The 12,016-nt window shown below is 54.6% G+C and carries 9 protein-coding genes and 1 other RNA gene; 8 read left to right on the top strand and 2 right to left on the bottom strand.

Translation table 11 applies throughout. From position 1 onward, the window contains the following. Positions 1-174: 174 nt before the first annotated feature. The 7 genes from C173_RS09585 to rnpB all read left to right on the top strand — a co-directional run bounded on the left by C173_RS09585 (position 175) and on the right by rnpB (position 6,999). On the top strand, positions 175-654 hold the full coding sequence (locus tag C173_RS09585; protein ID WP_036724396.1) for a YaiI/YqxD family protein: 480 nt from the start codon (positions 175-177) through the stop codon (positions 652-654). A 24-nt stretch (positions 655-678) separates the two neighbouring features. Then, entirely contained in the window at positions 679-2,514 is a 1,836-nt protein-coding gene (gene dnaG / locus C173_RS09580) for a DNA primase (RefSeq protein ID WP_245368119.1), read from the top strand. Positions 2,515-2,554: 40 nt separating this feature from the next. Beyond that, complete coding sequence (rpoD, locus tag C173_RS09575; protein WP_036690273.1) at positions 2,555-3,688, top strand: RNA polymerase sigma factor RpoD; 1,134 nt, start codon at positions 2,555-2,557, stop codon at positions 3,686-3,688. A 47-nt stretch (positions 3,689-3,735) separates the two neighbouring features. Further along, positions 3,736-4,653 (top strand): hypothetical protein, encoded by a 918-nt coding sequence (locus C173_RS09570; protein WP_051477947.1) that lies wholly within the window; start codon positions 3,736-3,738, stop codon positions 4,651-4,653. Then, entirely contained in the window at positions 4,650-5,429 is a 780-nt protein-coding gene (locus tag C173_RS09565; RefSeq protein ID WP_036724327.1) for a tRNA (adenine(22)-N(1))-methyltransferase, read from the top strand. The genes C173_RS09570 and C173_RS09565 overlap by 4 nt, the downstream gene beginning before the upstream one ends. Continuing rightward, complete coding sequence (locus C173_RS09560) at positions 5,405-6,520, top strand: Nif3-like dinuclear metal center hexameric protein (RefSeq protein WP_036724326.1); 1,116 nt, start codon at positions 5,405-5,407, stop codon at positions 6,518-6,520. Before C173_RS09565 ends, C173_RS09560 begins: the two co-directional genes overlap by 25 nt. Before the next feature lie 63 nt (positions 6,521-6,583). Next, positions 6,584-6,999: RNase P RNA component class A (gene rnpB, locus C173_RS32810), an RNA gene on the top strand. A gap of 153 nt (positions 7,000-7,152) precedes the next feature. Here the strand turns inward: rnpB and C173_RS09555 are convergent. Beyond that, entirely contained in the window at positions 7,153-8,367 is a 1,215-nt protein-coding gene (locus tag C173_RS09555; protein WP_036724325.1) for an aminotransferase-like domain-containing protein, read from the bottom strand. 96 nt (positions 8,368-8,463) lie between these two features. Between C173_RS09555 and pdxR the strand changes: the two genes are divergently transcribed. Further along, entirely contained in the window at positions 8,464-9,897 is a 1,434-nt protein-coding gene (gene pdxR / locus C173_RS09550; RefSeq protein WP_036724323.1) for a MocR-like pyridoxine biosynthesis transcription factor PdxR, read from the top strand. Between the two features lie 17 nt (positions 9,898-9,914). Here the strand turns inward: pdxR and C173_RS09545 are convergent, their stop codons facing one another. Next, positions 9,915-11,786, bottom strand: coding sequence for a S8 family peptidase (locus C173_RS09545; RefSeq protein ID WP_036724319.1), 1,872 nt, complete (start codon positions 11,784-11,786; stop codon positions 9,915-9,917). Positions 11,787-12,016: the final 230 nt, after the last annotated feature.

Genomic DNA, 12,016 nt, shown 5'->3' with positions numbered 1-12,016 from the left:
TCAGGCAGGTTTTAAGTAATGTTTACGATTTTATGGTATAGATCGAGGGTTTAGGGTATAAATATACGGAACGGTGCCAATGCGTAAGTTGACATTCGTTCCGTATTTATGCTTTACCAAAGAAGGATTTTTGAACGGTTGAGCGTAATATATATTACACAGGAATTTGGTGAGGTGAGCTTGGGAACTTCCCGGCTAAGAAAGATTGTTGTGGACGGGGATGCTTGTCCGGTTAAGCAGGAGATTATTACCGTGGCGCGCGAATTCGGGCTTCCGGTGCTGATGGTCTCCTCCTATGATCATGTGCTGCGGGCGGAAGAAGGCGTTAAGGTGGTTCAGGTGGACCGCGGGGCAGACAGTGCCGACCTCTATATCGCCAATCATATTTCTGCAGGAGATATCGTAATTACGCAGGATTATGGACTGGCGGCGCTGGCGCTGGGCAAACGCTGCCTTGCACTTTCAAACCGGGGCCAGGAATATGAGAATTCTACCATGGATTTTATGCTGGAGAGCAGGCATGCCAAGGCGGTTGAACGCAGGCGCGGGCACTATTCCAAGGGTCCCAAAGCGATTACCGCAGAGGAAAAAAATCTTTTTCAACATAAACTGACAAAACTTTTAACAATTTTGCAGGAGAATGTCCAGCTATAGCGAATTATATTTAACTGTTAAGAGATGAAGGTGGTTGAAGTGGCTAGCGGACATGGTCCTATTCCCGAAGAGGTTATCGAGAACGTGCTGGCGCGGCATGATATTGTCGATACAGTCAGCAAGGTTGTCCATTTGTCCAAGCAGGGTAAATATTTATGGGGCCTCTGCCCGTTCCATTCGGAGAAGTCCCCTTCCTTCACTGTCACCCCTGACCGGGGAGTCTTTCATTGCTTTGGCTGCGGTATGGGCGGAAATGCCATCAAATTCAGGATGGAAATCGAAGGATTATCCTTCCCCGAAGCAGTCAGAATCATGGCGGAAGAGAGTGATATCCCTGTTCCTGAGGGGAGAGGCGGGGCGCTTGCTGCCCCCGATCCCGAGCGGGACCGGCTAATTCAGGCGTATGAATTATCGGCGAAGTTTTATCATTTTTTGCTGAAAAACACGGAATACGGCACTGCCGCCATGGATTACTTAAGAACCCGGGGTTTCAGCGACAAAATGATTGACCAGTTCCAGATCGGTTACGCGCCGGACCGCTGGGATACGCTGCTGCAGTTTCTGGAGAAGCGCAGCTTCGATCTCGCCGAGATGGAGAAGGGCGGACTATTGTCTGCCAGAGGGGAAGGCAAAGGGTATCTGGACCGCTTCCGCGGCCGGGTTATTTTTCCGATTGCGAACCGCATGGGCAAGACGATCGCCTTCGCCGGACGTATTCTCGGGGAGGGTCAGCCGAAGTACCTGAACTCTCCCGAGAGCCGGTTATTTAACAAAAGCCGCATTCTGTACAATCTGCACCAGTCCAAAGCATCCATCCGCAAAACGCGGCAAATCGTCCTGTTCGAGGGATACGGTGATGTCATTTCGGCTTGGGAGGCAGGTGTACAGAACGGGGTAGCCACGATGGGAACCTCGCTCACCGAGGGTCACGTGGGCCTGATGAAGAGCCTTGGAGATGAGATTGTGCTTGCCTATGATGGAGATAAGGCTGGACAAGCTGCCGCCCTTAAGGCCATTCCTATCCTGGAAGCCAGCGGTCTGCGGGTCAAGGTAGCCCTGCTTCCAAGCGGCCTCGACCCGGATGAATTCATCTCCCGGCATGGCGGGGACAGATTCAGGGAACAAGTGATTGACTCTGCCGTGTCATCCATCAAATTTAAGCTTATATATCTGAAAAAAAACCATATACTCCTAGAGGAAGACGGCAAAATTGCCTATGTCAAGGAGGCTCTGGAGATTATCGCCGGGCTCCCTTCTTCAACGGAGCGGGAGGTGTACCTGCGGGAAATCGCCTCCGAGCTTGAGCTGTCTTATGACAGTCTGAAGCAGGATTGTAATTTACTTCGGGCCTCCATGCAAAAAAACAACCCCGAAGGGGATAATAACGATAATAGGTGGAATAATGGTAGGCATAAAAAAGGGCAAGTGCAGACACCTACCTTACTGCCTGCTTACCATGTTGCGGAACGGCGCCTGTTATCATTCATGATTCAAGATCCCGAAGCGGCGGCCTATGTGGGTGAACGGCTCGGAGAAGAGTTCAATATTGATGATCATGCGGCAATCGCCGCTTATCTATATGCTTATTATGCGCAAGGCAAACCACCCGGCATCAGCCGGTTTCTATCATCGCTTCAGGACGACCGTCTGGAGAAGACCGCAACGGCCATCTCCATGATGGATACTCCTCCAGACTGGAATACCCAGGTTCTGGACGATTGTATTCGTGAAGTGCGGAAGTATCCTCTGCAGCGCAAAATTGAACCCAAGCGTGAAGAGATGATTCAGGCGGAGAAATCCGGTGACTTTTTGCGTGCAGCACAAATAGCAAGTGAAATTTTAGCCCTAGAGAGACAATGAGCTGTTGACAGGATGTACCTAGGGAGGAGGGAGTCGAATTATGGCGAACGATCAGCACACTGAACTGGAAGCGGAATTTACTCTGGATCAGGTTAAGGATCAGCTTATTGATCACGGGAAGAAAAGATCATCACTTAATTACAAAGATATCATGGAGAAATTGTCGCCATTCGATCAAGACCCCGAGCAGATGGAGGAATTCTACGAGCAGCTGAGCGATCTGGGGATCGAGGTTGTCAATGAGAATGATGAAGAGGTGAACAGCCTCCGTCCAAGCGAAGACAATGAGGACAAAGAAGGAGACGACTTCAGCTTCGACGATGATCTGTCGCTGCCTCCGGGGATCAAGATCAACGATCCCGTCCGGATGTATCTGAAGGAAATCGGCCGCGTGCCGCTGTTATCGGCTGACGATGAAGTGGAACTGGCGATGCGGATCAAGAATGGTGATGAGGAAGCGAAGCGGAGACTGGCAGAAGCGAATCTGCGGCTCGTGGTCAGTATCGCCAAGCGTTATGTCGGACGCGGCATGCTGTTCCTGGATCTGATTCAGGAAGGCAACATGGGTCTGATCAAGGCCGTTGAGAAGTTTGACCATAACAAAGGCTTCAAATTCAGTACTTATGCAACCTGGTGGATTCGTCAGGCGATTACGCGTGCAATTGCTGACCAGGCGCGTACGATCCGTATTCCGGTGCATATGGTTGAAACCATCAACAAGCTGATCCGGGTCTCCCGCCAATTGCTGCAGGAGCTGGGACGCGAGCCGTCGCCTGAAGAGATTGCAGCGGAGATGGAGCTTACCGTTGAGAAGGTTAGAGAGATCATGAAGATTGCCCAGGAGCCGGTATCGCTGGAGACACCGATTGGTGAGGAAGATGATTCGCATCTGGGAGATTTCATTGAGGACCAGGAGGCGCTGGCGCCTGCGGATGCAGCGGCATATGAGCTGCTGAAGGAACAGCTGGAGGATGTGCTGGACACGCTGACTGAGCGTGAAGAGAATGTGCTCCGTCTGCGCTTCGGACTGGATGACGGACGGACGAGAACACTTGAGGAAGTGGGCAAGGTGTTCGGCGTAACCCGCGAGCGGATTCGCCAGATCGAAGCCAAAGCGCTTCGTAAGCTGCGTCACCCCAGCCGCAGTAAGCGGCTGAAGGATTTCCTCGAATAGACCTTACAACCGGGACCTTCTGCTGCACGGTGGCAGGAGGTCCTATTATGTTGTCAAGGGGATTCACCAATGCTGGAGCCCCGCCGTGTGCGGGAGCTTGTAATGAAAGTGAAGGCAAGTTCTGGAAAGAGGGATGCCGGTTGAACCTGGAGAAACGTGATACTATATTAAGAGAAATTCAATACTGGAGAAGAAGCAAGCTTTTGCCCGAGCAATATTGTGACTTCCTGACTAACCTGTATGATGATCAGGCAGAGGTGAAGGACAGCAATCCGGTATCGTTACGGAATCTCCAGCAGGGAAGCATCAAAATTTGGCTGTTTGGTTTTGGAATTATTTCCTTGATTTTCTTGATTAGTCTTTATTTTAGCGTTTTTCCCTGGCCTTTGCAACTTGCTACAGCGCTCAGCGTCCTAATTATTTGTTATGGATATTCAGCGATTTACCTGAACCGCAACAAGACAATCAGTCTGATGCTGGCGGGAATCGGCAGCATTTTAACGCTGGGATTCGGACTGTGGCTGATTGAGCTGCATAAGCTGGATGCTGATTTTTGGACACCGCTGCTGATTGCGGCCTGCGGGCTGCTGTGGTGTGTGCTTGGTTTTTTTCTGCGCATCGGACTGCTTCATTTCTGCGGATATGCCTTCTGGGCTCTGCTCTATGCAGGATTCTTCGGACATGTCCGGCCGGACGCCTCTCTTCTGGAGCTGGAGCTGCTCTGGCTTCCGCTGTGTGTGCTTATGATCTGGATGAGCTGGTTGATGTATCACAAGGTTAGCGGGGTCTCTGGGGTGTACCTGGGGGCGGGTGCTGCCCTCTGGCTGATGCCGGAGGTGGATGCGCTATGGCTCAGAGCGGGATTCCCGGAATGGACCTCGCTGATATTAATACTGAAGATTGCAGTGGGCCTTGCGCTGCTGTTCCTCTTCAGAAAAAAATGGATAACGTGGGTGGCCTCATGAACAACGTAAAATTATCAGACCGGCTTCAGCTGCTGCTGGAGCAGGTACCCGCAGGCAGCAGACTTGCCGATATCGGCTCAGATCATGCCCTGCTGCCTGTTGCCGCTGTGAAGAGCGGCCGGGTGCCTTCAGCTATTGCCGGAGAAGTAAATCCGGGACCCTATGAAGCGGCGCGTCGTGGTGTTGCGGAAGCAGGGCTCGGTGCTAAGATCGCTGTACGGCGCGGAGACGGGCTGGAGGTGCTGGAGCCGGGGGAAACGGACTGCATTACCATTGCCGGGATGGGCGGCTCACTGATCGCGGCGATTCTGGACCGCGGGCAGAAGCTCGGCAAGCTGGCCGGGGTGAAGACGCTCGCGCTGCAGCCCAATGTAGGCGAGGATATTCTGCGCCGCTGGCTGCTGGCTAACAGCTGGGTGCTGGTCTCGGAGCATATTTTGGAGGAAGACGGCAAAATCTATGAGATCCTGACCGCTGTCCCTGAGGGCGCTGAAGCGGCGGGTACGAATGAAGAGCTGTACAGCGGACGTCTGCTTGCAGCAGGAAAGGTTGCCCTTGATCAGGCGCTGCTGCTGGAGATGGGACCGCTGCTGCTGCAAGCGCCGAATGAAGTATTCGCTGCCAAATGGCAGGGTGAAATCTCCAAGCTGGAGAGCATTCTGGCCTCGCTCGCACGTTCGGAGCTGGAGGCAGCTGAGGAGAAGCGCAGCAGAATCAAGCTTCAGATTAAACGGATTGCGGAGGTGCTGGAATGTTTGCCAAAGGACAGACCGTAATTGGATACATGGAGCAGCTTGCTCCGAAGCATCTGGCTGAGGAATGGGATAATGTCGGGCTTCAGGTCGGCAGTCTCCAGAAGGAAATCACTGGGGTGCTGGTGGCGCTGGATGTTAATGAGAGCATTGTGGACGAAGCGATTGCCAAGGGCTGTAATCTGATTATTGCCCATCATGCGGTGATTTTCCGGCCGATCAAAGGGATTCTGACAGATACCCCGGCGGGCCGCTTATATGAGAAGCTGATCAAAAACGACATTGCCGTGTATATCAGCCATACGAATCTGGATGTGGCCGAAGGCGGAATGAACGACTGGATGGCCGAGGCGCTGGGCATTGAGAACGGTGCACCGATCAAGGATATTCATACCGAGCAGCTGTCCAAGCTGGTGGTATTCGTGCCGAAGGATCATCACCAGAAGGTGCTGGATGCCATCCTGAACGCCGGAGCGGGCTGGATCGGCAATTACAGCCATTGCAGCTTCAATATAGAAGGCTATGGCACCTTCATTCCGCAGGAGGGCACGGACCCGTACCTCGGCACGCCTGGCAAGCTGGAGCGGGCTGAGGAGGTCCGTATCGAGACGATTGTGCCGCATACGATCCGTAACAAGGTGGTACAGGCCATGCTGAAGGCTCATCCGTATGAAGAGGTGGCTTATGATCTGTATTCCATGGACCTCAAGGGACGCAGCCTTGGACTTGGAAGAGTAGGGAAGCTTAAGGAGCCAACAACGCTTGGTGAGTTCATTGAGACGGTCAAACGCGGGCTGGATGTGGAGAGCGTGCGGGTAGTTGGAGATCTGGACCGCAAGGTCCGCAAGGCGGCAGTCATGGGCGGGTCCGGTGCCAAGTACTACAGCAGCGCTATCTTCAAGGGAGCGGATGTGCTGGTGACCGGCGATATCGATTACCATACCGCACAGGATGCGCACCTCGCGGGAATCGCCCTGATCGATCCGGGCCATAATGCGGAGAAGATCATGAAGGTGAAGGTAGCGGAGTTTCTGGCCGGCAAGCTGACGGAGCATAAGTACGGCACGGCGGTACATGCCTCGCAGCCGGATACCGAGCCTTTTATATTCCTGTAGGCTGTTATTATTTACACTTGTGCGCTGGGCGGCATATCTGTATAATATACAATGTTGTTTCGGAAAGTTTGACAGACAATCGCCGGTATGCGTGAGAGCGTATGCGGGAGGAAAGTCCGGGCTCCACAAGGCAGGGTGCTGGATAACGTCCAGTCGGCGCGAGCTGAAGGATAGTGCCACAGAAATGGACCGCCGATGGCCGCTTTCGGGCGGCACAGGCAAGGATGGAACCGAGGTGTAAGAGACCCCGAGGAACGCTGGTGACTTCGTTCCTGGTAAACCCCATCTGGAGCAAGACCTAATGAGACGCAGCGTCTTCTTCACGGAAGCCGCAGCCTTCGCCTGAGGCGTGTCTAGGTTGGTCGCTGGAGCTGTGCAGTAATGTATGGCCTAGATAGATGATTGTCGCTTATGGTGGGAGGGTAGTTCCCGGCTGAACCACAACGAGCACAGAACCCGGCTTACGGCAAACTTTCCTAACTGACAACTTTAACAAGACTTTGCACTAATCACACTATATGAACAATAAGACGGCGGCCTCCTGATGGGGGCCGCCTTTTTGTGAGGAAATGTTGGGTTATCCGGAGCATTGAACGAGAGTATGGATACTTCAATGCTGCGGGCGGATGGAGTTACAGAGGAAGCAGGCGTTCCTCATACCGGGAGAGCGCGGTGGTCAATCGCTGCACCGCGAGCGGCAGCAGCTCCGGCCGCGTATGGGTGAAATTCAGGCGCATCGTGTTCTTCATGGGCTGCTCCGAATAGAAGACTTCCCCCGGAACGAAGGCAACCCCTTGCTCCACAGCAAGCGGCAGCAGCTCGGCGGTATGTATCCGGGCAGGCAGGCTTAGCCACAGGAACATGCCGCCGCGCGGCTCCAGGAAGGATGTATCCTGCCAGTTCTGTGAGACCAACTCTGCTGATAGCAGCTGCATTCGTGACTTGTATTCCCGGGAGACCAGCCGGATATGAGCTTCAAGGTCGAAGGACAGCAGCAGCTCATGCAGGGCGCGCTGATCGATGGTGCTGGAGTGCAAATCGGCGGCTTGCTTGGCTCTGGCGATCACTCTGACCAGCCCGGCGGGGCCAATGATCCAGCCTGTCCGCAGTCCCGGAGCTACGATCTTGGAGAAAGTACCTGTATAGACTACGCAGGTATCCCCGCCCAGATTCCTGTCGATGGCTGCGAGGGTTGGCGGATACGCTTCCGGGGATTCATCGAACCTAATCTCTCCGTACGGATTATCCTCTAGCATCAGCACGCCGTATTTCCGGCATAACTCCACCACTTGTTCACGGCGTACCTTGCTCCAGGTTGCGCCTGACGGGTTGTTGAAGGTGGGGACGGCATACAACAGCTTAGGGCGGTGCACTCGAAGCTGCTCTTCGAGATGCTCCGGCAGCAGCCCTTCCTCATCGCTCTTTACAACCTGGATGTCTGCTCGGTAAGAGCCCAGTACCTGCAAGGCGGCAAGATAGGTCGGTGCCTCTACAAGTACGGTGTCTCCCGGATCGAGCAGAATTCTGCAGAGCAGATCTATGGCCTGCTGGGAGCCGGTAGTGAGGATCATTTCCTCGGTGGAGACCGGGATGCCCTGTTGCCCCAGTCTGGCGGCAAGCTGTTCACGCAGCGGAAGATAGCCTTCTGTCAGTCCGTATTGCAGCGCAGAGCTGTCGCCGCTCAGCACGCGGCTGTAAGCATCCCGGATCGCTTCTGCCGGGAACAGTTCCTCGGCAGGCAGCCCGCCGGCAAGTGAGATGATGTCCTTGCCCTGTGTGATCTTAAGGATATCGCGGACTGCGGAGGACCCCAGGTGGTTCGTCATATCCGCGTAGTTGATCTTCATATTCATGCTCCCTGCTATTCTGAATTTTGTAGTATCATAACGGTATAGCGGTATAACAGTAAAGCGGTAAATATAACAGTTGGGAGGAGACAGGCCATGCATATTGATTTACTCCGCAGCGGTGACAAATCGCTGCCCCGGCAGATCAGTGAGACTATCGCGCAGCGGATCACCTCGGGACTGCTCCAGCCGGGCACGCGGCTGCCGTCCGTTAGAGGTCTGTCATCCTCCTTAAAGGTGAGCCAGGTAACGGTAAGCAAGGCTTATGCTGACCTGGAGCAGCGCGGACATATTCTGTGCAGCCAGGGTAAGGGCTGCTATGTGGCAGAACGGGACCGGAGCAGGCAAGGAGTAGAAGCAAGGTGGCAGGACGGTTATGATGACTATCTGCCACGGGCCCAGCTATGGCGTAACTTCGATTATTCTGAGGTGGACTATCCCTTTCATCTGGCCTCCATTCACAGCAGCCTGCTTCCGCTCGGGCCGATTGGCACGACCATGGCTGCACTTGTGAAGGAGCAGCCTGAGCTGATGGCCACCTATGGTAATTTCCAGGGTGACCCGGAGCTGCGCGAGGTGATGCGCAGGCACCTGCAGAGCCGGGGAATCCAGCTGGGCGCCGGTGATTTGATGATCACCAGCGGTGCACAGCAGGGGATCGATCTGGTCGCCCGGACCTTTGTCGGTCCGGGGGATACGGTGTATCTGGAGGCGCCCAGCTATACGGGGGCGATTGATGTTTTTGCCGGGCGGGGGGCTGAGATGATCTTCGTTCCGATGGACGGGGAGGGCATGCAGGTGGACCGGCTTACAGCGATGTGTGACCGGAGGCCGCCTAAGCTCATCTATACCAATCCGACCTTCCAGAATCCGAGCGGGGTCACGATGAGCATGCCAAGAAGACAGCGTCTGCTGGAGCTTGCCCGCAGCTACCGCTGTCTCATTGTGGAGGATGATCCGTTCAGTGACCTGTATTTCCATCAGCCGCCCCCGGCGTCTATTAAATCGCTGGATACCGCCGGGCATGTAGTCTACATGAAGAGCTTCAGCAAAGTCCTCGCCCCCGGCTGCCGGATCGCCTGTGTCGCCGCTGAGGGCAATATTCTCTCCCGGCTGATCGCCGCCAAATCGGCCAGTGATCTGGGCAGTCCGCTGCTGACCCAGCGGGCAGTGCTGCCCTTCATCGAGCGCCAGTATGACGAGTACGCAGCGAAGCTGCGGTCAGCATTGCGTGCCCGCCAGGAGGCGGCAGCGAGGCTGCTGAAGCAGAATGCTCCGGCCGGGGTAACCTGGCAGCTGCCGGGGGGCGGGCTGAATCTGTGGCTGCAGCTGCCGGAATCCCCCGGGATTGAGCAGCTGCATGCTCTGGCCGAGCAGGAAGGGATCTCCTTCCTGCCGGGCGATGTCTGCTATGCCGGGGATATCCCCTCCAGGCATATCCGGCTGAGCTATTCGCAGCTGACGCAGGAGGGGATGGAGCGCGGACTCCGCCGGTTCCTGCTGCTGCTGGAACGGCATCTGCGCTCTTAACCGCTAACGGCCGCAGCTTATTGTATAGAATCGAGCTGTTTGCCGACCTGCTGCGGGAACAGCTGGAGCGGAACCTGGCCTCCTCCTGCCGCCTGCAGGGTACGGTAGATATCCACCTGGCCCCAGCCGTAATACTTATCATGGCCGGCGGTGCCCAGATCGATGGCATTAGAGGTCAAGAGCGCGGTCACTTCCTTGTTCGTCAGCGCAGGGTTCAAGGAGCGCACCAGTCCGGCCAGCGCCGCTACATGGGGACTGGCCATCGAGGTGCCGGATAACGCCGCATACTGATTATCGGGATAGGTGCTGGCAATGCTCTCCCCGGGTGCAGCCACATCGATGTAATCCCCGTAATTGGAGAAGGAAGCACGCTCTCCCGCCGCATTCGTTGCGGCGACTGCAATCACCTCCTCATAGGCTGCGGGATATCCCGGCCGCTCCGTATTGTCATTGCCGGAAGCGGAGACAATCACTACATCCCGGTCATAGGCATACTTAATCGCATCATGCAGAAACTGCGAATCGGCATAGTTGCCCAGGCTGAGATTAATCACCTTAGCCCCCTGATCTGCCGCCCAGATAATGCCTTCGGCCACCGAATAGGTGGTGCCCGCCCCTGAATTATCCAGCGCTTTTACCGGAAGGATCTTGTTATACCAGCTGATGCCGGCGACCCCTTCTTCATTATTGGTTAACGCTCCAATGATGCCGGCCACATGAGTGCCATGTCCAACATCGTCATCCGGCGTGCTGCCGCTGGTAATCGCATTGTAGCCCTTGAGCAGCTGCCCCTTCAGATCCGGGTGGTTCGCTTGAACACCGGTATCCACAACGGCGATTACGATCTCCTTGCTGCCCTTGGACAGATTCCAGCCTTGCGGGGTTTCAATCGCCGGCAGATTCCACTGGTAAGTTGAGAAGAGCAGGTCGTTAGGGGTAATCACATTAGCTCCCGTATTTTCACTGACCGTATCATTGGTTAAGTACATATAGTGAGGCTCTGCGTACAGCGGATGCCACTTATTGGCGAAGTAAGTCTTGAGCTGGGAGTAACTCATCTTGTCTGACCGGAAAATATAGGCATACCCCAGCTTGCGCGGCTCCTTGCAGCGGATATCGGCAGCGATGATCTGAAGCTGTGCCGCCGTGGGATGTCCATTCGGGAAGCGGACGACAATCTCATTCTCGTAGTAATGGCTGGCATTCTCATTGTCATGTCCGGTCTTGACCGTGATGTCCTTCAAGGTATCGGCATGGACGGATTCTATCCGGTACTTGCCTTCCTTCGGGTACGGAATGAGCCGCAGATTCTTCAGCTGATGCAGCGCAACGCGGTCCAGAATCTTCTGGTTAATTAGAGCGATGACAGCCACTTGTCCCTCCCGGTTTCGCTGGGCTACGAAATAATACTTTTTGTCGCCGATGATGAACGAGGGGGATTCATAGGATTGGTGGCCTTTAATCGCAGCTTTGGCGGTGTTCAGATAATGAAGCAGCTGCTTATTCTCCTGGTCGGTTCCTTCCGGCAGTGAAGATTTGAAGGTGGTTGTCTTACGGGTGTTGAAATCAACCATCATCAGCATGGTAATATGCCCGTGCCCCTGCTGAAGGCTCTCGGCATAAGCTGAGATAGCTTCAGGGGAAGCATGATGCATATCGGCCAGCAGTGTGCTCAGATGTCTGTGCACATCGACTCGGTTCAATTTGTCAGTGGCCGCTACATCCTGCACAAGGGTGGTTTTTTTGATCGCTTTTTCCTGAGAGGGTTTAGGCACAGACGCTTGCCGAAGGGTGCCGCCGCTGCCTTCCGGCCGCAGGGCGAAGGTGAGCAGCAGTACGGTCAGCGCGGCAGTGACTATACCGGCGACGGTTAGATTTTTACGTGACATGATTTCCGCTCCTTCCTTGTCGTTTCATATACCTGTTAGGGTTCGGAGCTGAAGCTGGTTTTATTCATCTTACGAAAAGGCTACCGCCGTCCTTGGTTTTATGTTAATATCAAAAAGAAAGCGCCTTCCGGGGCTTGTACTTTTCTTTTTAGAAGAAGGATTCTTTTCCGGTATCCGTACGGTGGAGGCTTAGGAGATTTTGTGATACTATCAAGAGAGTACAACTGCAA

The sequence above is a fragment of the Paenibacillus sp. FSL R7-277 genome (genome assembly GCF_000517965.1).
In the GTDB taxonomy this organism is placed as follows: domain Bacteria; phylum Bacillota; class Bacilli; order Paenibacillales; family Paenibacillaceae; genus Paenibacillus_AQ; species Paenibacillus_AQ silagei.
Note: the sequence above shows the minus strand (reverse complement) of the source record. Positions and strands in the feature narration are given on the sequence as shown.

Excerpts from the sequence above, each read along its gene's own strand:
- dnaG (WP_245368119.1), top strand. The coding sequence starts at position 679 with ATGAAGGTGGTTGAAGTGGCTAGCGGACATGGTCCTATTCCCGAAGAG.
- rpoD (WP_036690273.1), top strand. The coding sequence starts at position 2,555 with ATGGCGAACGATCAGCACACTGAACTGGAAGCGGAATTTACTCTGGAT.
- C173_RS09570 (WP_051477947.1), top strand. The coding sequence starts at position 3,736 with ATGTTGTCAAGGGGATTCACCAATGCTGGAGCCCCGCCGTGTGCGGGA.
- C173_RS09565 (WP_036724327.1), top strand. The coding sequence starts at position 4,650 with ATGAACAACGTAAAATTATCAGACCGGCTTCAGCTGCTGCTGGAGCAG.
- C173_RS09560 (WP_036724326.1), top strand. The coding sequence starts at position 5,405 with ATGTTTGCCAAAGGACAGACCGTAATTGGATACATGGAGCAGCTTGCT.
- C173_RS09555 (WP_036724325.1), bottom strand. The coding sequence starts at position 8,367 with ATGAAGATCAACTACGCGGATATGACGAACCACCTGGGGTCCTCCGCA.
- pdxR (WP_036724323.1), top strand. The coding sequence starts at position 8,464 with ATGCATATTGATTTACTCCGCAGCGGTGACAAATCGCTGCCCCGGCAG.
- C173_RS09545 (WP_036724319.1), bottom strand. The coding sequence starts at position 11,786 with ATGTCACGTAAAAATCTAACCGTCGCCGGTATAGTCACTGCCGCGCTG.